The organism is Variovorax sp. GW821-FHT10D07, assembly GCF_059415325.1.
The window spans coordinates 128,646-149,960 of sequence record NZ_JBWKMZ010000012.1 but is presented as its reverse complement, the minus strand read 5'-3'; the positions used below and the strand labels follow the sequence as shown (position 1 = coordinate 149,960).

General features: G+C 71.9%; 20 protein-coding genes. 7 read left to right on the top strand and 13 right to left on the bottom strand.

Going from position 1 to position 21,315, the window contains the following annotated elements; translation table 11 throughout:
* Positions 1-36: 36 nt before the first annotated feature.
* The 4 genes from AC07PU_RS29855 to AC07PU_RS29840 all read left to right on the top strand — a co-directional run bounded on the left by AC07PU_RS29855 (position 37) and on the right by AC07PU_RS29840 (position 3,987).
* Positions 37-1,683 (top strand): NAD(P)/FAD-dependent oxidoreductase, encoded by a 1,647-nt coding sequence (locus AC07PU_RS29855; RefSeq protein WP_495321951.1) that lies wholly within the window; start codon positions 37-39, stop codon positions 1,681-1,683.
* A gap of 7 nt (positions 1,684-1,690) precedes the next feature.
* Positions 1,691-2,260 (top strand): VUT family protein, encoded by a 570-nt coding sequence (locus AC07PU_RS29850; RefSeq protein WP_495321950.1) that lies wholly within the window; start codon positions 1,691-1,693, stop codon positions 2,258-2,260.
* Positions 2,261-2,283: 23 nt separating this feature from the next.
* Positions 2,284-2,910: a flavin reductase family protein gene (locus AC07PU_RS29845; RefSeq protein ID WP_495321949.1), complete on the top strand. Its 627-nt coding sequence runs from the start codon at positions 2,284-2,286 to the stop codon at positions 2,908-2,910.
* Positions 2,911-2,982: 72 nt separating this feature from the next.
* Positions 2,983-3,987: a ProQ/FINO family protein gene (locus AC07PU_RS29840; RefSeq protein ID WP_495321948.1), complete on the top strand. Its 1,005-nt coding sequence runs from the start codon at positions 2,983-2,985 to the stop codon at positions 3,985-3,987.
* Between the two features lie 85 nt (positions 3,988-4,072).
* Here the strand turns inward: AC07PU_RS29840 and htpX are convergent, their stop codons facing one another.
* The 4 genes from htpX to pyrC form a co-directional block, all read right to left on the bottom strand.
* Positions 4,073-4,945 (bottom strand): protease HtpX, encoded by an 873-nt coding sequence (gene htpX, locus AC07PU_RS29835; protein ID WP_093355574.1) that lies wholly within the window; start codon positions 4,943-4,945, stop codon positions 4,073-4,075.
* Positions 4,946-5,127: 182 nt separating this feature from the next.
* Positions 5,128-5,880 (bottom strand): DUF3025 domain-containing protein, encoded by a 753-nt coding sequence (locus AC07PU_RS29830; RefSeq protein WP_495321947.1) that lies wholly within the window; start codon positions 5,878-5,880, stop codon positions 5,128-5,130.
* 11 nt (positions 5,881-5,891) lie between these two features.
* Complete coding sequence (locus AC07PU_RS29825; RefSeq protein ID WP_495321946.1) at positions 5,892-6,734, bottom strand: NYN domain-containing protein; 843 nt, start codon at positions 6,732-6,734, stop codon at positions 5,892-5,894.
* Positions 6,735-6,870: 136 nt separating this feature from the next.
* On the bottom strand, positions 6,871-7,902 hold the full coding sequence (gene pyrC / locus AC07PU_RS29820; RefSeq protein ID WP_495321945.1) for a dihydroorotase: 1,032 nt from the start codon (positions 7,900-7,902) through the stop codon (positions 6,871-6,873).
* A gap of 177 nt (positions 7,903-8,079) precedes the next feature.
* Here pyrC and AC07PU_RS29815 point away from each other — a divergent pair, with 177 nt between their 5' ends.
* A complete protein-coding gene (locus tag AC07PU_RS29815; protein ID WP_495321944.1) occupies positions 8,080-9,906 on the top strand; it encodes an ATP-binding response regulator in 1,827 nt (608 codons plus the stop codon).
* Between the two features lie 16 nt (positions 9,907-9,922).
* Here AC07PU_RS29815 and AC07PU_RS29810 read toward each other — a convergent pair whose 3' ends face one another.
* The 5 genes from AC07PU_RS29810 to AC07PU_RS29790 form a co-directional block, all read right to left on the bottom strand.
* Complete coding sequence (locus tag AC07PU_RS29810; protein WP_495321943.1) at positions 9,923-11,365, bottom strand: UdgX family uracil-DNA binding protein; 1,443 nt, start codon at positions 11,363-11,365, stop codon at positions 9,923-9,925.
* An 11-nt stretch (positions 11,366-11,376) separates the two neighbouring features.
* Positions 11,377-12,630, bottom strand: a complete 1,254-nt coding sequence (locus tag AC07PU_RS29805) for a putative DNA modification/repair radical SAM protein (RefSeq protein WP_495321942.1) — start codon at positions 12,628-12,630, stop codon at positions 11,377-11,379.
* Between the two features lie 105 nt (positions 12,631-12,735).
* The gene (ligK, locus tag AC07PU_RS29800; protein WP_296792515.1) at positions 12,736-13,419 is read right to left on the bottom strand and encodes a 4-carboxy-4-hydroxy-2-oxoadipate aldolase/oxaloacetate decarboxylase; all 684 of its coding nucleotides are present in this window, start codon (positions 13,417-13,419) and stop codon (positions 12,736-12,738) included.
* The gene (locus tag AC07PU_RS29795) at positions 13,412-14,482 is read right to left on the bottom strand and encodes an amidohydrolase family protein (protein WP_495321941.1); all 1,071 of its coding nucleotides are present in this window, start codon (positions 14,480-14,482) and stop codon (positions 13,412-13,414) included. The genes ligK and AC07PU_RS29795 overlap by 8 nt, the downstream gene beginning before the upstream one ends.
* A gap of 16 nt (positions 14,483-14,498) precedes the next feature.
* Complete coding sequence (locus AC07PU_RS29790; RefSeq protein WP_495321940.1) at positions 14,499-15,482, bottom strand: Bug family tripartite tricarboxylate transporter substrate binding protein; 984 nt, start codon at positions 15,480-15,482, stop codon at positions 14,499-14,501.
* Between the two features lie 108 nt (positions 15,483-15,590).
* Between AC07PU_RS29790 and AC07PU_RS29785 the strand changes: the two genes are divergently transcribed.
* Complete coding sequence (locus AC07PU_RS29785) at positions 15,591-16,364, top strand: IclR family transcriptional regulator (protein WP_495321939.1); 774 nt, start codon at positions 15,591-15,593, stop codon at positions 16,362-16,364.
* A 1-nt stretch (position 16,365) separates the two neighbouring features.
* Here the strand turns inward: AC07PU_RS29785 and AC07PU_RS29780 are convergent, their stop codons facing one another.
* From AC07PU_RS29780 to leuC, 3 genes are read right to left on the bottom strand one after another with little or no spacing between them, the layout of a single operon-like run.
* Positions 16,366-17,394: a tripartite tricarboxylate transporter substrate binding protein gene (locus AC07PU_RS29780; RefSeq protein ID WP_495321938.1), complete on the bottom strand. Its 1,029-nt coding sequence runs from the start codon at positions 17,392-17,394 to the stop codon at positions 16,366-16,368.
* On the bottom strand, positions 17,391-18,068 hold the full coding sequence (gene leuD / locus AC07PU_RS29775) for a 3-isopropylmalate dehydratase small subunit (RefSeq protein ID WP_431511442.1): 678 nt from the start codon (positions 18,066-18,068) through the stop codon (positions 17,391-17,393). The genes AC07PU_RS29780 and leuD overlap by 4 nt, the downstream gene beginning before the upstream one ends.
* Complete coding sequence (leuC, locus tag AC07PU_RS29770; RefSeq protein WP_495321937.1) at positions 18,065-19,471, bottom strand: 3-isopropylmalate dehydratase large subunit; 1,407 nt, start codon at positions 19,469-19,471, stop codon at positions 18,065-18,067. Before leuC ends, leuD begins: the two co-directional genes overlap by 4 nt.
* 115 nt (positions 19,472-19,586) lie before the next feature.
* On the opposite strand from leuC, the gene AC07PU_RS29765 reads away from it, so the two are divergent.
* Positions 19,587-20,315 (top strand): GntR family transcriptional regulator, encoded by a 729-nt coding sequence (locus AC07PU_RS29765; RefSeq protein ID WP_495321936.1) that lies wholly within the window; start codon positions 19,587-19,589, stop codon positions 20,313-20,315.
* On the opposite strand, the gene AC07PU_RS29760 is transcribed toward AC07PU_RS29765, so the two are convergent.
* Complete coding sequence (locus tag AC07PU_RS29760; protein ID WP_093355618.1) at positions 20,299-21,201, bottom strand: LysR family transcriptional regulator; 903 nt, start codon at positions 21,199-21,201, stop codon at positions 20,299-20,301. The two genes, AC07PU_RS29765 and AC07PU_RS29760, sit on opposite strands and share 17 nt — an antisense overlap.
* Positions 21,202-21,315 lie beyond the last annotated feature (114 nt).

Genomic DNA, 21,315 nt, shown 5'->3' with positions numbered 1-21,315 from the left:
ATCGTCGGCCTGCTTGATAAACACAAGCCCCACGACATGCTGAGAATCTCCGAACTCAAACTTCCGCTCGACCACGCGCCCGAGGCGCTGGCCGCGCTGATCGCCCGCACCCTCGAGGTCCCGCCCGAGGCGATCGCCTCCCACACCGTCTACAAGCGCAGCTTCGATGCGCGCAAGGCCGAGCTGCTGACGGTCTACATCTGCGACGTGGCGCTCGCCGACGCGAAACGCGAGGCCGCGCTGCTCGCGCAGCACGCCGGCCATCCGCACATCCAGCCCGCGCCCGACATGCGCCATGCGCTGCCGGCGGACGTGCCCGCGGGCGCGAGCCGCCCGGTGGTGATCGGCTTCGGCCCCTGCGGCATCTTCGCGGCGCTGATGCTCGCGCAGATGGGCCTGCGCCCGATCGTGCTGGAACGCGGCAAGACCGTGCGCCAGCGCACCAAGGACACTTGGGGCCTGTGGCGCAAGAGCGTGCTCGACCCCGAGTCGAACGTGCAGTTCGGCGAGGGCGGCGCCGGCACCTTCTCCGACGGCAAGCTCTACAGCCAGATCAAGGACCCGCGCTTCCTCGGCCGCAAGGTGATGGAGGAGTTCGTGAAGGCCGGCGCGCCGCCCGAGATCCTCTACGTCGCGCATCCGCACATCGGCACCTTCAAGCTGGTGAAGGTGGTGGAGAACATCCGCGAGCAGATCGTGGCGCTCGGCGGCGAGATCCGCTTCGAGCAGCGCGTGACCGACGTGCGCATCGAGGACGGCCAGTTGCGCGGGCTCACCGTGCTCGACCAGGCGACGGGACAAAGCAGCGAGCTGCGTGCCGACCACGTCGTGATGGCGCTCGGCCACAGCTCGCGCGACACCTTCGCGATGCTGCACGAGCGCGGCGTGCACATCGAGGCCAAGCCCTTCTCGATCGGCTTTCGCGTCGAGCATCCGCAGGGCCTGATCGACCGCGCGCGCTGGGGCCGCCATGCGGGCCACCCGATGCTGGGCGCGGCCGACTACAAGCTGGTGCACCACGCGAGCAACGGCCGCTCGGTCTACAGCTTCTGCATGTGCCCGGGCGGCACCGTGGTCGCGGCCACCAGCGAGCCGGGCCGCGTGGTCACCAACGGCATGAGCCAGTACTCGCGCGCCGAGCGCAACGCCAACGCGGGCATCGTGGTGGGCATCGACCCGCGCGACTATCCCGAGGGCCCGCTGGCCGGCATCGCGTTGCAGCGCGCGCTCGAGTCCAACGCCTTCGTGCTCGGCGGCGGCGACTACCGCGCGCCGGGCCAGCTGGTGGGCGACTTCATCGCCGGCAAGCCCTCCACCCAGCTCGGCGAGGTGATGCCCTCGTACAAGCCGGGCGTGACGCCGACCGACCTGCACCGCGCGCTGCCCGACTTCGCGATCGAGGCGATGCGCGAGGCCTTCCCGGCCTTCGGCCGCAAGATCAAGGGCTTCGACCTGCACGACGCGGTGCTCACCGGCGTCGAGACGCGCACCTCCTCGCCGATCCGGATCACGCGCGGCGAGGACTTCCAGAGCCTCAACGTGCGCGGCCTCTACCCGGCCGGCGAAGGCGCGAGCTACGCGGGCGGCATCCTGTCGGCCGGCGTGGACGGCATCAAGGTCGCGGAAGCCGTGGCGCGCGGCCTGCGGGCCGAGGCCGAACGGCAGCGCACCGCCGCCGTCTGAGAACGCCATGACGACGACGCACGACCGCGCTCCCCTCGCCTTCGCACGACCGGGCACCGGCGCCTTCGCGCTGGCCATCGGCGCGATGGCACTGGTGGTGCTCGCCTCCAACATCCTGGTGCAGTTCGCCATCAACGACTGGTTGACCTGGGGCGCCTTCACCTACCCGGTCGCCTACCTCGTGAGCGACCTCGTCAACCGGCGCTTCGGCCCCGGCATGGCGCGCCGCGTGGCCTGGATCGGCTTCGCGGTGGCGGTGGTGGTGTCGCTGCTGCTCGCGCCGGCGCGCATCGCGCTGGCCTCGGGCAGCGCCTTCATCGCCTCGCAGCTGCTCGACATCCGCGTCTTCGACCGCCTGCGCCGCGGCCTCTGGTGGCGCGCGCCGCTGGTGGCCACCGTGGTCGCGGCGGTGCTCGACAGCATCGTGTTCTGGGGCATCGCCTTCGCGGGCACCGACGTCCCCTGGCTCACCTGGGCGCTCGGCGACCTCGGCGTGAAGCTGGCGGTCGGCGTGTTCATGCTGCTGCCGTTCCGCCTGCTGATCGGCCGCCAGGCGATGCGACCTGCCCTGCGCTGACCGAACAACCCGGGATCCATTCCATGCAGGACGACGACCGCTTCCATTTCTACGAACCCGCGCGGGGCCACGGCCTGCCGCACGATCCGTTCAACGCGATCGTCGGCCCGCGGCCCATCGGCTGGATCTCCTCGCACGATGCGCAGGGCGTGCTCAACCTCGCGCCCTACAGCTTCTTCAACGGCTTCAACTACACGCCGCCGATCGTCGGCTTCGCGAGCATCACGGCCAAGGACAGTCTGCGCAACATCCGCGAGACCGGCGAGTTCGGCTGGAACCTCGCCACCCGCCCGCTGGCCGAGCCGATGAACCAGAGCTGCGCCGCGGTGCCGCCCGAGGTCGACGAGTTCGCGCTCGCCGGGCTCACGCCCGCGCCCTCGCGCCGCATCGCGGTACCGCGCGTGGCCGAGAGCCCGGTGTCCTTCGAATGCCGGCTGACGCAGATCGTGCAGCTGCAGGCCGCTGACGGCCGCGCCATCGAGACCTGGCTGGTGCTCGGCGAAGTGGTGGGCGTGCACATCGCGCGCGAGCTGCTGCGCGAAGGCATCTACGACACCGCCGCGGCGCAGCCGATCCTGCGCGGCGGCGGCCCGGCGGACTATTTCGAGATCCGGCACGACAATCTGTTCAAGATGTTCCGGCCCCGCTGACGCGCACCGCGCGCCGCCCACCGACTTCCAACCCCTAATTCCGACTTCGCGCCCCGCGCCGAATCCCGAGCAATGACCGACGCCCCCACCACCGCCCCGAAGACGAATTCGCGCAACAAGCCGCGCGGCCCCCGCCCGGACCTGGCTTCCCAGCTGCAGCAACTGCGCGGCGGTGCCGACGCCGCGCAGGAGCCCGGCGCCGAAGCCGCGCCCGCGGCCGGTGCCCGCCCCGAGGGCCAGGCGCAGCGCGACAACAACCCGCGCCGCAAGCCCCAGCGGCCGCAGCGCGGCCAGGGCCCGCGCGGCCCGCAGGGCGCCGCGCCGCAACGCAAGCCGCAGGCCCAGGCGCAACAGCAGCAACCCGCGCGACCGCAACGCAAGGCCAGCCCGGTGCTCGAGCGCCTGTTCGAGCTCTACCCGCAGCTGTTCGGCGCGCGCTTCGTGCCGCTGAAGCTCGGCGTCTACGAGGACCTGCTCGCGCGCCATCCCGAGGACTTCAAGACCGAGGACCTCAAGGTCGCGATGGGCCAGCATGCGCGCTCCACGCGCTACCTCGAGAGCGTGGCCGCCGGCCATCCGCGCCACGACCTCGACGGCAACGCGCTCGACCCGGTCGCGCCCGAGCACGTGCACCACGCCATCCTCGAGCTGCACCGCCGCCGCTCGCAGCGCACCGAGGAGGACCTGCGCCCGCAACTGGTCACGCGCATCGCGCGCGCGATCGAGAACTCGGGCCTGGACCGCGAGGCCTATGCCGTGCTCGTGCGCTCGCGCGACGAGAAGGCCAATGCCGTGGTCGACGAGGCGCTGGCCGAACTGGCGGCGCAGGCCGCCAAGCGCGAGGCCCTGCTGCGCGCCTTCGAGGCCAGCGGCCGCGGCGAGCAGGAGTTCGCCGACATGTACGGCATGAAGCCCGGCGAGGTGACGCGCACGCTGCAGCGCGCGCGCAAGGAGCGCGAGGCGCCCGTGGCGGCGCCGGCACCGGTGGTCGCGGCGGAAGCCGAAACCGTGGTGGCACCGGAAGCCACGCCCGACGCGGCGGCACCCGCTTCCGAAGCCGCGCCGTCGGCGGACTGAGCGCCCGGCCTGGGCACGGAAGCCCCGCGCCCAAAAAAAAGCCGCCACCCGAAGGTGGCGGCTCGATGTCCGGATGAGACCGTGCTCAGCGCGCGTTCTGCAGCGCGGCGATACGCTCCTCGATCGGCGGATGGGTGGCGAACAGCTTGCCCATGGCGCCGGTGATGCCCATGGCCTCGACCGCCTTCGGCAGTTCGCCGGCCGGCAGGCCGCCCAGACGCGCGAGCGCGTTGACCATCGGCTGGCGGTTGCCCATCAGCGCGGCGGCGCCGGCGTCGGCGCGGAACTCGCGCTGGCGCGAGAACCAGGCCACCACGATCGCGGCGGCGAAGCCCAGCACGATGTCGAGCACGATGGTGCTCACGTAGTAGCCGATGCCGGGACCCGAGGAACGATCGTCGCCGCGGCGCAGGAAGCTGTCGACTGCGTAGCCGATCACGCGCGAGAGGAACACGACGAAGGTGTTCATCACGCCCTGGATCAGCGTCATCGTGACCATGTCGCCGTTGGCGATGTGGGCCACCTCGTGGCCGATCACGGCCTCGACCTCCTCGCGCGTCATGTTCTGCAGCAGGCCGGTGGACACCGCCACCAGCGAGGAGTTCTTGAATGCGCCGGTCGCGAAGGCATTGGGCTCGCCCTCGAAGATGCCGACCTCGGGCATGCCGATGCCGGCCTTGTCGGCGAACTTGCGCACCGTGCCGACGATCCAGGCCTCGTCGGGCGACTGGGGGTTGTCGATCATGCGCAGGCCGGCGGTCCACTTGGCCATCGGCTTGCTGATCAGCAGCGAGATGATCGCGCCGCCGAAGCCCATGATCAGCGCGAAGCCGAGCAGGGCCGTGAGGTTCAGCCCGTTGGCCGTGAGGAAGCGATTGACGCCGAGCAGGCTGGCGACCACGCCGAGCACCGCGACGACCATCACATTGGTCAGGACGAACAGAAGGATACGTTTCAAGTTGAATTCTCCGTGGGGGAACGCTGCCGACCAGATGAGGGCCTTGCGGCCCGCTTCAAGCCGTTCCTGCCGCGTCCGCCTCCCTGCCTGGGTTGTTGTTGGTTCTGGAAGAAGGCGTCGCGCGCGGCCGTGCGGCGGCAGGCGGGTAGACAGATGATAGGAGCAAAAGTTCTAGCCACCCGCTATCCGGGCCCCGCCGCGGGGGATTCGGCGGCGCTCCGCGCGGGGCGGAAGACCTGGGCGTCGGCATAGAAATCGGGCGCCTCGTTGCCGGCCCACCAGCCCGGCACGCCGAGCACCGGCAGCGGCACGAAGGGCTTGGTGGCGAGCCAGGCGGGGTCGAGGCGGCGCGCGAGCGCGTCGTCGTCCAGCCCGTCGATGCCTTCGGTCAGCAGCACGTGCGCCGTGGCGGCCTTGCGCGGCGCCACCAGCTTCTCGAGCAGCGCATGGCCGAACACGCGCAGCCGCGCCTGCGCCCACAGCCCGCGCCGCGCGACGAACAGCGCCGGCCAGTCACGCGCGGCCAGCGCGCGCCACAGTTCGGGCGGCGCCTCGAGCAGCGCGCCGTTCTCGTCGAACAGCGTGAGCGCGTCGCGCAGCGGCCCGCGCGTGGCGCCGACGCCGGCGCGTTCGATCTCCGTGGCCTGCAGTTCGTTGAGACGGCGCTTGGCCCGCGGAAAGGCGCGCCACACGAGGCCGTTGAAGAAGTCGTGCAGGTTGTCGCGCGTGGGCACGGTGCCGGTCTCGAAGACGTGGGCCTCGTAGGCCCGGCCCGCGGGCAGCGCGTGCTGCGGCACGAAGGTCGGCGGCCCCGCGCCCTGCAGCGCCTGCGCCACCGGCAGGCCTTGCGCGATGGCGCTGGCCGCCGCCTCGCCCTGCGCGCGGTAGGGCGCGAGCCAGGGCCGGGTCCAGTCGATCGCGGCCGTGCCCGCCATCGCCGGCAGGATCAGGCGGCGTCCGCGCCCGTCCAGCGGATGCGGTCGGGATGCTGCGTGAACTTGAACTCGGCCGTGAGCTTGTCGAACAGCTTGAGCGAACTGCCGTTCTTGCCGAGCAGGCCCGCCGCGCGCAGCGCCTTCGCCACCTCGTTGAGCGGCACGTCGGTGCCGGCGCGCAGCGCGGGCGCGGCACGCAGCACGAATTCGGCGGCCTCGGAGGTCTCGGGCGCGCGCGCCGGTGCGGGCGCGGGCGGCACCGGCACGGCGGCCGCGACCGCGGGCGCCGCGGCCTTCGCCACCTTCTTGGCCGCGGTCTTCCTCGCGGTCTTGGCCGCGGCCTTCTTCGCCGGCGCCTTCTTGGCGGGCGCCGTCTTCGCGGCGGCCTTCTTCGCCGCCGTCTTCTTCGCGGGCACGGTGCGCGCGGCCGGCGCCACGCCGTGGTGCGCGAGGTCCATGAAGCTGTCGTAGATGCCGACCGTCTCCTCGCCCGTCTTGCCCTGCTGGCCGATGCCGCAGACGCGGCAGCCCTTCTCGCGCAGCCGGATCACCAGCGGCGCGAAGTCGGAATCGGAGGACACCAGCACCACCACGTCGGGCCGCTCGGCGATCGCGAGGTCGATCGCGTCGACCGACAGCGCGATGTCGGTGCTGTTCTTGCCGGCCGAGAGATTGACCATCGGCCGCACCGACAGCCGCTTGAACAGCGCCTGCCGGTTCACGGCCATCTCGGCATTGCAGTAGGCGCGGCGCACGTGGATGGCGCCGTATTCGTCCATCGTGCGCTGCACGGCCTGCTCGATCACATCGGCCGAGACGTTGTCGGCATCGATCAGTAGCATCACGCGGTTCATTGGCTCTCCCCCAGGCTACGCGCACTTCGTGTCGCTTCGCCACCCCCCTCACCGGGGGCAACACCAACGGCCCGGCAAAGCCGGTTCCGTGGTGTTTCTGGACTGGATCGCGCCAACTGATCGAGTGATGGAGCTCTCATGAAAGTTTCCAGTTCAGGGTTTCGCCGCCGCGCAGCGGCTTGAGCGTGGCATCGCCATAAGGCACGGTCTCGGGCACGGTCCAGCTCTCGCGCTTGAGCGTGACGGTGTCGGCATGGCGCGGCAGGCCGTAGAAGTCGGGGCCGTGGAAGCTCGCGAAGCCCTCGAGCTTGTCGAGCGCGTTGGCGTTGTCGAAGGCCTCGGCATAGAGCTCGATGGCGGTCAGCGCGGTGTAGCAGCCGGCGCAGCCCAGCGCGTGTTCCTTCAGGTGCGCCGGGTGCGGCGCGCTGTCGGTGCCGAGGAAGAAGCGGTCGCTGCCGCTGGTGGCGGCCTCGACCAGCGCCACGCGATGCGTCTCGCGCTTGAGCACCGGCAGGCAGTAGTAATGCGGGCGGATGCCGCCGGTGAAGATGGCGTTGCGGTTGTACAGCAGGTGGTGCGCGGTGATGGTGGCGGCCGTGAAGCGGTCGGCGTCGCGCACGTAGTGGGCGCCCTCCTTCGTGGTCAGGTGCTCGAACACCACCTTGAGCTCGGGGAAGTCGCGGCGCAGCGGGATCATCACGCGGTCGACGAACACGGCCTCGCGGTCGAACAGGTCGATCGCGGGATCGGTGACCTCGCCGTGCACCAGCAGCAGCAGGCCGTGCTTCTGCATCGCCTCGAGCGTCTTGTAGGTCTTGCGGATGTCGGTCACGCCGGCATCGCTGTTGGTGGTGGCGCCGGCCGGGTAGAGCTTGAGCGCGCGCACGCCGGCTTCGGCTGCCAGTGCGATCTCTTCGGGCGGCAGCTTGTCGGTCAGGTAGAGCGACATCACGGGTTCGAAGGCGCTGCCCTCGGGCACGGCGGCGCGGATGCGGTCGCGGTAGGCCACGGCCTGGGCGGCGGTGGTCACGGGGGGACGCAGGTTCGGCATGATCAGCGCGCGGCCGAACTGGCGCGCGCTGTGGGGCACGACGGCTTCGAGGGCGGCGCCATCGCGCACGTGCAGGTGCCAGTCGTCGGGGCGGGTGATCGTGAGGGTGTCAGTCATGGCGCGGCGATTGTCGCACCCGCCCTCGCACCGACCGTCTCACCGGCCACACGCCCTCCCCCGGGCATGACTTTGGGCACTTACGGCGACGCGGGACTGCCGCCTAGGATGCGGCGATGAGCCGCTCGGTCCGCGAAACCGGGACGGAGGAACCACCTCGCGGGGAGAGACAGGCCGATGAACGACACGACGCCGGGACCGCTGGCGCAGGACGGCACGCTCGCGCTGCGCGTGCTGCGCGAGCACCTGGCCTCGGTCTACGCGGGCCACACGACGGCGATCGCGGCGCACGGCGTCTTCGCGCTCGCGATCGGCGTGTTCGGCTACTTCAACGTGCTGCCCGGGCACCGCGCGCTGGTGCTGGGCATCGTCACGACCATCGTGCTGATGGACCTGTACGTACTGCTGTCGAAGCGCTGGACGCCCGCGGTGCCGCTGGCCGACAGCCCGCGCTGGGCGCGCCGCTACACCATCCACGTCACGCTGGTCAGCGCGATGACGGCGCCGTGCAGCCTGTTCCTGGTGGCGCTGCAGAGCCCCGCGATGACCACCTTCGTGACGGTCGTGATCATGGGCAGCTGGACCCGCGCGGTGCAGGCGCGCTGGCCGCTCAAGGGCGCGATGTTCGGCTACGGCATCCCGATGATGAGCGGGCTGATCGTCGCGCTGGCCTGGTACGGCAGCATGCTGAACTGGTTCCTCGCCGGCTTCGCGCTGCTCAACCTGGTGCTCACGCTGCGCGAGGGCGTGAAGCAGAACGAGCGCCTGACGGCCTCGCTGATGCTGCAGTTCGAGAACGAGGCGCTGGCCGCCCAGCTGCGCGAGCAGGTCGCGGCCACCGAGCGCGCGAGCGCCGAGAAGACCCGCTTCCTGGCCGCCGCCAGCCACGACCTGCGCCAGCCCATGCATGCGATCGCGCTGTTCGGCGCGGCGCTGGGCAGCACGCTGCGCCGGCGGCCCGAGATCCAGAACGTCGAGCGGCTGATGCGGGCGGTCGATGCGCTGGGCGCCTCGCTCGACACCATGCTCGACATCTCGCGGCTCGACGCGGGCGTGGTCCAGGCGGCGCCGCGCGCGTTGTCGCTCGATGCCCTGCTGATCCCGCTGCACCACACCTTCTCGGCGCAGGCCGAGCGCAAGCGGCTGCAGCTGCGCGTGCGCGCCAGCGGCCTGTGGATCCACAGCGATCCGCAACTGCTCTACCGCATGCTGTCGAACCTGGTCGACAACGCGCTCAAGTACACGACGCAGGGCGGCGTCACGGTGATCGCGCGCCCGCGCGGCGACCAGGCCTGGATCGAGGTGCGCGACACCGGCATCGGCATCGCGCCCGAACAGCGCGACCGCATCTTCGAGGAGTTCTACCAGGTCGACAACCTCGGGCGCGACCGCTCGCGCGGCCTGGGCATCGGCCTGTCGATCGTGCAGCGGCTCTCGCGCCTGCTCGGCCATCGCATCGAGCTGCGCTCGCACATCGGGCGCGGCACGCGCTTTCGGGTCGTGCTGCCGCTGGCCGAAGCCTCGGAAGCCTCGGCGGGCGCCTTCAGTCCGCTCGACCTCGAGCTGCCGGTGCGCCAGCGCTTCGACGTGCCGGCGCTGCGCGGCCGCGTGCTGCTGATCGACGACGAGGAGGAGATCCGAAAGGCCATGACCGAGCTCATGAGCGCCTACGGCATCGAGGTCGCGGCGGTGGCCGACGAGGCCGAGGCGGTGGCGCTGCTGACCGGGCCCGAGGCGCAGGACCCGCCGGTCGCGCTGCTGCTGTGCGACTACCGGCTGTCGAGCGGCGTCGACGGGCTCGAGCTCGGCCTGCGCCTGCGCGAGCGCTTCCAGCTCGACGCGCCGATGCTGCTGATCACCGGCGAGACCGCGCCCGAGCGGCTGCAGCGCGTGCGCGCCTCGGGCGTGCCGGTGCTGTTCAAGCCCGTGACCGCGGCCATGCTGATGCAGGCCATGGCCGAGCTGGTGCCGGCCGAACGCCGCACGGAAGCGCCGGACACCTGAGCCAGCCCGGCGGGCTTCAGGCCACGGGCGCCGTGTCGCGCGCGCGGGCCAGCTCCTCGCGCCAGCGCGTATGGGCCGCCTCGCGCTCCTCGTCGGGCAACCGCAGCAGCGCCGACGGATGCAGCGTCACGAACACCGGCCGTCCGTCCGCACGCTCGTGCAGCCAGGCGCCGCGCTCGGCCTGTACCGCCACCGGCCGACCCAGCAGCGCGCGCGCCGCCGTGGCACCGAGAGCGACCAGCGACTGCGGCCGCACCAGCGCGATCTCGGCATCGAGCCAATTGGCGCAGGCCTCGGCCTCGCGCTGCCCCGGCGTCTTATGGATGCGCCGCTTGCCGCGCAGTTCGTACTTGAAGTGCTTCACCGCATTGGCGAGGTAGACGCCCTCGCGCGCCCAGCCGAGCTGCGCCATCGCGCGCTCGAGCAACTGGCCGGCCGGGCCGACGAAGGGCCGGCCCGCGAGGTCCTCCTGGTCGCCGGGCTGCTCGCCGACCAGCATGTGGCGCGGCGCGAGCGGCCCTTCGCCGCACACGGCCTGGGTGGCCTGCGCGCCGATCGGGCAGGCGCGGCAGGCATGGGCGGCCGCGCGCAGTTCGCCGAGGTCGGCCGGCGCCACGCCCTCGGCCGGCCGCGCGTGCAGCGCCATCGGCGCGCGGATGCGCCGCGCGGGCGTGGCCGGCGCCTCGATCATCGATTGGCTGCGCGCATCGGCCGCGTCGGCCAGCGGCTGGATTAGCGCGGCCTCGGGCAGGTTGTGCCAGTAGCGGCGCGGCATCTCGCGCTGCATGGTCGAGAACTTGAGCCGCGCCGGATTGAAGATGTGGGCGTAGTAGGTGAGCCAGAGCCGTTCGCCCGCGTCGGGCGGCGGCTTCTCGCGGCGGTCGGCGCCCGCGCGGAACGACAGCGCATGGCCGTCCCATTCGACGCAGCGCTCGGGCGTGAGGATGGCCCAGCGCATCTGCGCGAAGCGGCGCGCGAAGAAGTCGGCATTGGCCTCGACGATGCGGTGCTCGGGCTCGAACCACGCGACGTGGCGCTCGAGCCCGTCGTCGTCCGTGACCTGCGTGAAGCGCACGAAGGCGCGCATCTTGTGGATGTCGCGGTGCACCGCCTTGGCCATGCGCTGGGCCCGCATCATGTCGGCGTCGAGCGGATCGTGGCGCAGCGCGGGCTCGTGCGCGAGGCGCCAGAGCAGGCGGTAGAGCAGCGCGAAGCGCTGGGGATCGCGGTGCAGGATCACGTCGGCGCACAACGCGACGAAGGCCGCCGGCACGGGCTGCATCGCCGCGGTCGACGGTGCGATCGCTTGCTCGGGCACGTCGCCGAACAGGCCTTCGTCGCCCCCGGCCCGCGCCACTCCCCACTCGATCCGTTCAGGCGGCACGCCATCGGCCAGCAGTTGCCGCGCACGGCGCCGGAAACCGTCGAGGTCGACCGCGTCGTCGAGCCGCACCTGCATGGCGATGGCGCTCAGAACAGCGAGGCCTGCTGCGCCGGCTCGGCGCGCGCCGAAGCCGCCATCGCCCCGGCCGCGGGCCGGTGCCCGTCGGCCACCACGAAGGGCAGCACCTTGCGCGCGGGCACATGCAGCCGCCGCAGGTCGTCGGCGCGCACGCGGCGCACGCGCCGCGCCTGCAGCAGCCGCTCGACCGCCTTCACGCCCAGGCCCGGCACGCGCAGCAGCAGCTCGCGCGGCGCATGGTTGAGGTCGACCGGAAAGCGTTCCGCATGCGCGAGCGCCCAGGCCATCTTGGGATCGACGTCGAGCCGCAGCAGGCCGTCGCGCTCGGCCACGATCTCGCCGTGCTCGAAGCCGTAGAAGCGCATCAGCCAGTCGGCCTGGTAGAGCCGGTGCTCGCGCATCAGCGGCGGGGCGGCCAGCGGCAGCGCGCGCGCCGCGTCGGGGATCGGGCTGAAGGCCGAGTAGTAGACGCGGCGCAGCCGGTAGGCACCGTAGAGCGTGGCGCTGGTCGCGAGGATGGCGCGGTCGTCGGTGGCGTCGGCGCCCACGATCATCTGCGTGCTCTGGCCCGCGGGCGCGAACGGCGGCGGCTTGGCAGCCACCGGCGTCGCGCCCGGCAGCGCGCGGATCGGCACCACGCGGCGCGCCTCCTCGCGCGTGTCGTCGATCTGCAAACGCAGCCGCGCCATCGAGCGGCGGATCGCGCTCTCGTCCTTCTCGGGTGCGAGGGCCTGCAGGCCCTCGGTGGTCGGCATCTCGACGTTGATGCTGAGCCGATCGGCATAGCGGCCGGCGCGCGCGATCAGCTCGTCGCTGGCATCGGGAATGGTCTTGAGATGGATGTAGCCGCGGAAGTCGTGGTCCTCGCGCAGCGAGCGCGCGACCTCGACCACCTGCTCCATCGTGTGGTCGGGCGACTTGATGATGCCGCTCGAGAGGAACAGCCCCTCGATGCAGTTGCGGCGGTAGAAGTCGAGCGTGAGCTGCACCACCTCCTCGGCGCGGAAACGCGCGCGCGGCACGTTGCTCGAGGCGCGGTTCACGCAATAGAGGCAGTCGTACTGGCAGTGGTTGGTCAGCAGCACCTTGAGCAACGAGATGCAGCGGCCGTCGGGCGCATAGCTGTGGCAGATGCCCATGCCCTCGGTCGAGCCGATGCCGCGCCCGCCCACCGAGTCGCGCGGCTGCGAGCCGCTCGACGCGCACGAGGCGTCGTACTTGGCGGCATCGGCCAGGATGGCGAGCTTGTGCTGGAGGTCCATGGGGTGGGTGGAAAACACTGTACGTTTATACAGATGTTAACCGTCCCATTGCCCCGATGGCCCTGCGGCCATGCGCGCGGGTCGGGCATTGCCCGCCGCGCCCTTTCAGTCGATGTAGCGCAGCCCCGCCGCCGCCAGCGCCGGCCGCATGTCGTACATGTCGAGCCCGAGCACGCCGCTCGCGAGCTTCTCGCGCTTCGACGTCTCCAGCGCCTCGCGCTGACGCGCCTTCTCGAGCGTGGCCGCGGCCATCGCGCGCGGCACGCAGACCACGCCGTCGTCGTCGGCCACGATCGCGTCGCCGGGCTGCACCGACATGCCGGCGCACACCACCGGGATGTTGACCGAGCCCAGCGTGGCCTTCACGCAGCCCTTGCTGCTGATGGCCTTGCTCCAGACCGCAAAGCCCATCTGCTGCAGCGTGCGCACGTCCCGCACGCCGCCGTCGATCACCAGCGCGCGCGCGCCGCGGGCCTGGAAGCTGGTGGCCAGCAGGTCGCCGAAGAAGCCGTCGCTGCTCGGCGCGGTGATGGCCGCCACCACGATGTCGCCGGGGCGGATCTGCTCGGCCGCGACGTGCAGCATCCAGTTGTCGCCCGGATGCAGCAGCACGGTGACGGCGCTGCCGCTGACCTGCGCGCCCGGATAGATCGGCCGCATGTACGGCGCGAGCAGACCGACCCGGCCCATGGCCTCGTGCACCGTGGCCGAGCCCAGGGCCGCGAGGGCATCGACGACCTGCGCGTCGGCGCGTTCGATGTGACGATGGACGACGCCGAGTTCATGCATGGCGGGCTCCTTGCGTGGAATGAGATTGGGGATCGAACAGCCGGCCGCGCGCATTCAGCTGCGCATCGAGCCGCGGAAAGACGCGGCGCGCATTGCCTTCGTAGACCTGCGCGCGCTGCTCGGCGCTCAGCGCGGCGGCCTCGATGTAGCGCCGCGTGTCGTCGTAGAAATGGCCGGTCTCGGGATCGATGCCGCGCACGGCGCCGATCATCTCGGAGGCGAACAGGATGTTCTCGGCCGGGATCACGCGCGCGAGCAGGTCGATGCCCGGCTGGTGGTAGACGCAGGTGTCGAAGAACAGGTTCTTCAGCAGGTGCTGCGCGAGCGGCGGCTTCTTCATCTCCTGCGCCAGCCCGCGAAAGCGCCCCCAGTGGTAGGGCGCGGCGCCGCCGCCGTGCGGGATCACGAAGCGCAGGGTCGGGAAATCCGCGAACAGGTCGCCCTGGATGCACTGCATCACGGCCGTGGTGTCGGCATTGAGGTAGTGCGCGCCGGTGGTGTGGAAGCAGGCGTTGCAGCTGGTGCTCACGTGGATCATGGCCGGCACGTCGAGCTCGACCATCTTCTCGTACAGCGGATACCAGTGGCGGTCGGTCAGCGGCGGGCTGTTCCAGAAGCCGCCCGAGGGATCGGGGTTGAGGTTGACGCCGACGAAGCCGTAGTCGCGCACGCAGCGCTCGAGCTCGGCGATGCACGAGGCGACCGGCACGCCCGGCGACTGCGGCAGCATGGCCGCGCCCGCGAAGCGCTCGGGAAACATCGCGCCCACGCGGTGGCACAGCTCGTTGCAGATCGCGGCCCAGGTCGAGGACACGGCGAAGTCGCCGACGTGGTGCGCCATGAAGCTCGCGCGCGGGCTGAAGATGGTGAGGTCGATGCCGCGCTCGTCCATCAGCCGCAGCTGGTTGCCTTCGATGGATTCGCGCAGCTCGTCGTCGCCGATGCGCAGCTCGGACGCGGCCGGCGCGGGCCGCCCCGTGCCGAAGGCCTCGACCTGGCGCCGGCGCCAGGCCTCGAGCGCGGCCGGCGCGGTGGTGTAGTGGCCGTGGCAGTCGATGATCATGAGGTCGACGCCGTGCTCAGTCGGCCTTGATGTCGGCCGCGCGAATCACCTGCTCCCACTTGGCCGATTCGCTCTTGAGGAAGGCCGCGGCCTCCTGCGGGCTCGAGGGCGTGATGACCGCGCCGAGCGCGCCCAGCTTCTCGCGCGTGCCGGCATCGGCCAGCGCCTTGCGCGTCTCGGCATTGAGCTTGGCGACCACCTCGGGCGCGGTGCCGGCCGGCGCGAGCAGCGTCCACCAGACGCTGGCGTCGAAGTTCGGCAGGCCGGCCTCGGCCATGGTGGGCACGTTCGGCAGCATCGGCGCGCGCTGGGCGCCGCTGACCGCCAGCGCGCGCAGCCGGCCCGACTGGATGTGCGGCAGCACCTCGAGCGGGTTCAGCAGCATGAACGAGGTGCGCCCCGCGATCAGGTCGACCAGCGCGGGCGAGCCGCCCTTGTAGGCCACGTGCAGTGCATCGAACTTGCCGACCGAGGCCAGCAGCGCGCCGGCGAGGTGGCCCGAACTGCCGTTGCCGGCCGAGCCGTAGCTCATGTCGCCGGGCTTGGCTCGCGTGGCCGCGAGCAGCTCGGGCACGGTCTTGTAGGGCGCGCTGGCCGGCACCACCAGCACCAGCGGCGCATAGCCCAGGCGCGCCACCGCGACGAAGTCGCGCAGGCCGTTGAACGACAGCTTGGGATAGAGCGTGTTGTTGGTCACCACGCCGTTGGCCGCCACCAGCAGCGAATAGCCATCGGGCGCCGAGCGCGCGACGTTCTCGGTGCCGATGTTGGCGTTGGCGCCGGGCCGGTTGTCGACGATCACCGGCTGGCCCATCTGCGTCGACAGCCGCTCGCCGACCACGCGGCCCACGGTGTCGACCGCACCGCCGGCCGCGAAGGGCACGACCAGCCGGATCGGCTTGCTCGGATACGGCGCCTGCGCGAGCGCCAGCGAGGGCGCGGCGAGGCAGGCCAGGAAGAGCGCGCCAAGGCGGCGGCGCAGCGGGGCGATGGATGTCATGAGCGGGTCTCCTGCGGATGTTCGAAGCGATGGGGCCGGCGCCCCGGGAAAGCCGCGAGCCTAGGATTCGCAACGCGGCCGCACAATGCCGTTCCACTCCGCGAAACGATGGCCTCCTCCGCACGCGCTTCCTCCCGCACCGCCAAGCCCGTGCCGCGCGCCGAGGGCGTGACCGCGGTGGCGCGTTCGCTCGCCATCCTCGATGCCTTCGGCACCGCCGACGCGCAGCTCGCGCTGGCCGAGATCGCGCGCCGCACCGCGCTCGCCAAGCCCACCGCGCTGCGGCTCGCGCGCACGCTGGCCACGGCCGGCTACCTGGTGGCGCTCGAGGGCGGCGCCTGGCGCCTGGGCCCGGCGGCCGCGCGGCTGGGCGCGCGCTACCAGCGCGCCTTCGACCTGCGCAACGTGATCGAGCCGGCCCTGCAGCAACTGGCCGAGCAAACCGGCCACAGCGCCTCCTTCTTCGCGCTCGAGGAAGGCCAGCGCGTGCGCCTGCTGCGCGTGCGCGGCGCCGACGGCTTCGTGAGCCCGAGCCGTGTCGGCGAACCGCTGCCGCTCGAGCGCGGCGCGGCCGGCCAGGTGATCCTCGCGTTCTCGGGCGCGCCGGGCGCCGCGCTCGACGCGATCCGCCGGCGCGGCCATCACCTGACCGTGGGCGAAGCCGACGCGGCCGCCGCGAGCGTGGCCGCGCCGGTGTTCGCCGCGCGCGGCACGGTGCTGGGCGCGCTCAGCGTGGCGGTGCCGGCCGATGCGGCCGCGGCCGGCGAACTCGCGCGCCATGCGGCCACGTTGATGGAAGCCGCGCGCAGGCTGTCGGATGCGCTCGCGGCCACGCGCTACGAGCCGCTCGAAGGCCGCGCGCGCAGCCAGTGGCACCCCTGAACTAGTCGGCCTTCACCCCTGCCGCCTTCACCACCGGCGCCCATTTCACGATCTCGCTGCGAATCGTCGCCTCGAACTCGGACGCGCTCGAGCCCACGGGCTCGACGCTGAGTTCGGCCAGGCGCTGGCGCACCTCGGGCAGCTGGATCACCTTGACGATGTCGCCCGAGAGCTTGGCCGCGATCGACGCGGGGAGGCCGCGCGGCGCCACGAAGCCGAACAGGCTCTCGAGCGAATAGCCGGGGATGGTCTCGCCGACGGTCGGATAGTCGGGATAGATGCGGCTGCGCTTGGCATTGGTCACGGCCAGCACCTTGAGCTTGCCGGCCTTCACGTGCGGCAGCGCCGAGTCGAGCAGCACGAAGCCCACCTGCACGCGGCCGCTCAGCAGGTCGTTGTACGCGGGCGCGCTGCCGTTGTAGGGGATGTGGACCATGCCGGTCTCGGCGCGCACGTTCATCATCTCGCCCGCCAGGTGGGTGGCGGTGCCGATGCCCAGCGAGGCATAGCTGACCGAGCCCGGCTTGGCGCGCGCCTTCGCGATCAGCCCGGCCACGTCGTTGGCGGGGAATGAGGGAATGGCGACCAGCGCGATCACCGGGAAGCCCAGCAGGCTCAGCGGTGTGAAGTCCTTGGTGGCGTCGTAGGGCAGGTCGTTGCGCAGCGAGGGATTGATGGTGAAGGCGCTGATGACGATGCCGAAGGTGTAGCCGTCGGCCGGCGCCCGCGCGATGGCCTGGGTGCCGACGATGGTGCCGGCGCCGGGCTTGTTGTCGACGATCACGCTCTGGCGCCAGAGCTCGCCGAGCTTCTGCCCGAGCAGGCGGCCGATGACGTCGGTGGCGCCGCCCGGCGGCAGCGGGATCACCATCTTCACGGGATGCGAGGGGAAGGCGGAAGCGGGCTCCTGCGCCAGCGCGCGCAGCGGCAATGCGCCGCTCGCGGCGAGGGCGGCGCCGGCGCGCAGCAGGCCGCGGCGGGTGGCACGAGCGGCCACGGGCGGCAGGCGCGGTGGTTGTTCGGACGTCACGGTGTCTCCTTATGGGTATGGGGGGCGGGGTCGTTGGTGAGGCTCGGGCGCCGGGCGCCGTCGAGGTGCAGCCAGGGATGCAGCGCCCTGTCGCGGCGCTGGAAGGCATCGATCTCGGCGCTGCGCGCGAGCGTGAGCTCGAGGTCGTCGAGGCCGCGCAGCAGCCCCTCGCGGCGCCGCGGCGGCAAGGCGAAGGGCAGCGTCGGCAGGCCCTCGCGCCGCACGGTGCAGGCCTGCAGGTCGACCGTGAGCACGGCATCGGCGCCCTCGGCCACGGCGCGCGCGAGCACCTCCACCTGCGCGCGCGGCAGGCGCACCGGCAGCAGGCCGTTCTGGAAGCAGTTGCCCTGGAAGATGTCGCCGAAGCTCGGCGCGACGATGCAGCGGATGCCCAGCGCCATCAGGGCCCACACCGCGCCCTCGCGCGAGCTGCCGCAGCCGAAGTTGTCGCCTGCCAGCAGGATGCCCGCGCCGCGGTAGCGCGGCTGGTTCAGCACGCAGGCCGGGTCCTCGCTGCCGTCGGCGCGAAAGCGCAGCGCGGCCAGCGCATGGGGGCCGAGCTCCTCGCGCGGCACGCCGCCGAACAGCGGCTCGACGCGCACGATCAGGTCGGTGTCGATGTTGTCGCGCCACAGCGGCGCGGCGGTGGCGGTGAGCACGCCGAACGGGGTCATGGCCGGGCCTCCATGGCGCGCGGATCGACCAGGCAGCCCGCGATGGCCGCGGCGGCCGCGAGCTGCGGGCTCGCGAGATGGGTGCGCGCACCCGGCCCCTGGCGGCCGACGAAGTTGCGGTTGGAGGTCGACACCACGCGCAGGCCCGGCGGCACGGCCTCGCCGTTGGCCGCCACGCACAGCGAGCAGCCCGACTCGCGCCACTCGAAGCCGGCGTCGAGGAACACCTGCGCCAGCCCTTCGGCCTCGGCCTCGCGCTTGACCAGCTCCGAGCCCGGCACGATCCAGGCGCGCACGCCGCTCGCCACGCGCCGGCCGCGCACGGTCTCGGCCGCGAGCCGCAGGTCGGAGATGCGCGCGTTGGTGCACGAGCCGATGAACACCCAGTCCACCGGCGTGCCCGCGATCGCATCGCCGGCGCGCAGGCCCATGTAGTCGAGCGCGGCCTGCCGCGCGGCGCGCTGCGCCGGATCGCTGGCCGCGGCCGGATCGGGAATGCGCGCGTCGATGCCGATGGTGTCCTGCGGGCTCGTGCCCCAGGTGACCTGCGGCACGACCTCCGAGACGTCGATGCAGACCTCGCGGTCGAACACGGCGTCGTCGTCGCTGCGCAAGGTGGCCCATTGCGCCGCGGCCTGCTCCCACTGCGCGCCGCTGGGCGCGAACGGGCGGCCGCGCACGTAGGCCAGCGTGCGCGCGTCGGGCGCGACGATGCCGAAGCGCCCGCCCATCTCCACCGACAGGTTGCACACCGTCATGCGCGCCTCGATGTCGAGCGCGCCGATGGCCGCTCCCGCGTACTCGACCGCGCAGCCCGAGGCACCGGTGGCGCCGAGCCGGCCGATGGCATGCAGGATCAGGTCCTTCGCGCTGGTGCCCGCGGGCAGCGTGCCCTCGAAGCGGATGCGCATCTGGCGCGGGCGCTGCAGCACGATCGTCTGGGTCGCGGCCACGTGCTGGAACTCGGTGGCGCCGATGCCGAAGGCCAGCGCGCCGAGCGCGCCGTGGGTGCAGGTGTGGCTGTCGCTGCAGACCACCGAGGCGCCCGGCAGCGTGAGCCCGAGCTCGGGCCCGACCACGTGCACGATGCCCTGCCCCGGCTGGCCGACGTCGAACAGGCGGATGCCCTGCAGCCGCGTCTCGTGGCGCAGGTCGGCCAGGTAGCGGATCGCGTTGGGCGTGTGGCCCTCGCGGCCCGGCGCGGTCGACACCGTGTGGTCGGGCATCGCGAAGGTCAGCTCGGGATGGCGCACCGGCAGCCCGCGCCGGCGCAGCGCCGCGAGCGCCTTGCTGCCGGGATCGCTGACCAGGTGGCGATCGACATGCAGCAGCGAGAAGCCGCCGCCCAGGTCGGACACCACGTGGGCGTCCCATATCTTCTCGAAGAGCGTGCGGCCGGGCATGCGGGGGGTCTCTGGACGTTGGCTGTCGTGGGTGTCGTTCGGTCCTATTGTATTGATATCAATACTTTTAGCCAACGCCCCGGCCCACCCCGTCATCGACCGCTAAGATTTGCCCATGGACCTCAACAGGCAGCCCGGCGTGGCACTGCATCACCAGATCTCGACCCTGATCGAGGACATGGTCGCCAGCGGGCGGCTGCGCGACGGCGACCAGCTCCCCACCGAGGAAGAGCTGCGCGCGCAGTACGGCGTCTCGCGCGTCACGGTGCGGCGCGCGCTGCAGTCGCTGGAGGAACGCGGCCTGCTCAAGCGCCAGCGCGGCCGCGGCACCTACGTGTCGGCGCCGTTGCGCTCGGCACCGCTGCCGATGCCGATGGAGTCCTTCCTCGCCACCATGGCCGAGCGCCGCTCGCGCAGCAAGCCGTCGGTGAAGGAATTCGGCTTCGTGCCCGCGCCCGCCGACGTGGCCAGCGCGCTGCGGCTGGAGGAAGGCACGCCGGTGCTCCAGGTGGTGCGGCTGCGCAGCACCGGGCGGCTGCCGATCCTGCACAGCATCGTCCACCTCATCGAGGACGTGGGCCGGCGCTTCGTGCGGGCCGATTTCTCGCGGCTGTCGTTGACCGAGCTGCTGCAGGGCCAGGGCATCCGCTACGGCCGCATCGAGATGCTCACGCGCGCCACGCTGGCCGACGCGCCGCTGGCCGCGCTGCTCGGCGTGCCGATGGCCTCGGCGCTGGTCGACGTGCTGCGCATCGGCCACGACGAGGCCGACCGGCCCTTCGAGTTCCAGCGCCTGCGCGGCCCCTCGGACCGCTTCCACTCGCACGTCACGATCCGGGGCTGACCTCGCGCACGCGCTCCAGCGTGTAGTCGATGAAGGTGCGGATCGCGCGCGTGTGCTGGCGGTTCGGCATGTAGAGCATGAACATCTGGGTGCCGAAGATCGACAGCCGCCAGTCGTCGAGCGTGGTCAGCACCTCGCCGCGGCGCACGTCCTCGGCCACCACGTAGTCGGGCACCAGGCCGATGCCCAGGCCCGCGAGGATGGCCTGGCGCAGGAACAGGAAGTTCTCCGAGATCAGGGTCGGCTCGAGCACCACCTCGCGCCGGATCTCGCCCTGGTAGGCCGACACCCGCAGCTGCCGCCCGATGACCGCGGCCGTGACCACCGGCGCGCCGTGCAGCCCGTCGAGCTGCACCGGCAGCGGATGCTGCGCCGCGTAGTCGCGCGAGGCGCAGGCCACGTAGCGCACCGGGCCCATCGCGCGCGCCACCAGGTTCTGCGGCGGCTCGGGGATCACGCGGATCGCGATGTCGACCTCGTCGCGCAGCAGGTCCTCGATGCGGTTCTCGAACACCACGTCGAGCACGATGCCCGGGTAGCGGCGCTTGAAGTCGATCAGCCAGTCGGCCATGACCAGCTGCCCGTAGCCGCTGGGCACGCTCAGCCGCACCTGGCCCTGCAGCCCCTCGCCCAGCGTGGTGACCGATTCGCGCGCCGCGCGCAGCTCGCCCTGGATCGCGACGCCGTGCTGGTACAGGCGCAGGCCGATCTCGGTCGGCTCGGCGCGCCGGGTGGTGCGCCGCACCAGCTGCGCGCCGACCGAGCGCTCGAGCTGGTTCAGGTGGTAGCTGACGTTGGCCCGGGTCATCTTGAGTCGGCGCGCGGCCGCGCTCAGGTTGCCGGCATCGATGATTTCGACCAGCAGGGTCAGCGATTGGAGGTCCATGGCCGGATTTTGTCAAAAATCCTTTGACAGTCTGTCAACCGACTATGCAATTGTCAAAACCGGGATGGGTGCAAAGAATGCGGGGTTCACCCCAGGACCCTCGCCGCCCGCGGA

Excerpts from the sequence above, each read along its gene's own strand:
- AC07PU_RS29855 (WP_495321951.1), top strand. The coding sequence starts at position 37 with ATGCTGAGAATCTCCGAACTCAAACTTCCGCTCGACCACGCGCCCGAG.
- AC07PU_RS29850 (WP_495321950.1), top strand. The coding sequence starts at position 1,691 with ATGACGACGACGCACGACCGCGCTCCCCTCGCCTTCGCACGACCGGGC.
- AC07PU_RS29845 (WP_495321949.1), top strand. The coding sequence starts at position 2,284 with ATGCAGGACGACGACCGCTTCCATTTCTACGAACCCGCGCGGGGCCAC.
- AC07PU_RS29840 (WP_495321948.1), top strand. The coding sequence starts at position 2,983 with ATGACCGACGCCCCCACCACCGCCCCGAAGACGAATTCGCGCAACAAG.
- AC07PU_RS29830 (WP_495321947.1), bottom strand. The coding sequence starts at position 5,880 with ATGGCGGGCACGGCCGCGATCGACTGGACCCGGCCCTGGCTCGCGCCC.
- AC07PU_RS29825 (WP_495321946.1), bottom strand. The coding sequence starts at position 6,734 with ATGAACCGCGTGATGCTACTGATCGATGCCGACAACGTCTCGGCCGAT.
- pyrC (WP_495321945.1), bottom strand. The coding sequence starts at position 7,902 with ATGACTGACACCCTCACGATCACCCGCCCCGACGACTGGCACCTGCAC.
- AC07PU_RS29815 (WP_495321944.1), top strand. The coding sequence starts at position 8,080 with ATGAACGACACGACGCCGGGACCGCTGGCGCAGGACGGCACGCTCGCG.
- AC07PU_RS29810 (WP_495321943.1), bottom strand. The coding sequence starts at position 11,365 with ATGCAGGTGCGGCTCGACGACGCGGTCGACCTCGACGGTTTCCGGCGC.
- AC07PU_RS29805 (WP_495321942.1), bottom strand. The coding sequence starts at position 12,630 with ATGGACCTCCAGCACAAGCTCGCCATCCTGGCCGATGCCGCCAAGTAC.
- ligK (WP_296792515.1), bottom strand. The coding sequence starts at position 13,419 with ATGCATGAACTCGGCGTCGTCCATCGTCACATCGAACGCGCCGACGCG.
- AC07PU_RS29795 (WP_495321941.1), bottom strand. The coding sequence starts at position 14,482 with ATGATCATCGACTGCCACGGCCACTACACCACCGCGCCGGCCGCGCTC.
- AC07PU_RS29790 (WP_495321940.1), bottom strand. The coding sequence starts at position 15,482 with ATGACATCCATCGCCCCGCTGCGCCGCCGCCTTGGCGCGCTCTTCCTG.
- AC07PU_RS29785 (WP_495321939.1), top strand. The coding sequence starts at position 15,591 with ATGGCCTCCTCCGCACGCGCTTCCTCCCGCACCGCCAAGCCCGTGCCG.
- leuD (WP_431511442.1), bottom strand. The coding sequence starts at position 18,068 with ATGACCCCGTTCGGCGTGCTCACCGCCACCGCCGCGCCGCTGTGGCGC.
- leuC (WP_495321937.1), bottom strand. The coding sequence starts at position 19,471 with ATGCCCGGCCGCACGCTCTTCGAGAAGATATGGGACGCCCACGTGGTG.
- AC07PU_RS29765 (WP_495321936.1), top strand. The coding sequence starts at position 19,587 with ATGGACCTCAACAGGCAGCCCGGCGTGGCACTGCATCACCAGATCTCG.
- AC07PU_RS29760 (WP_093355618.1), bottom strand. The coding sequence starts at position 21,201 with ATGGACCTCCAATCGCTGACCCTGCTGGTCGAAATCATCGATGCCGGC.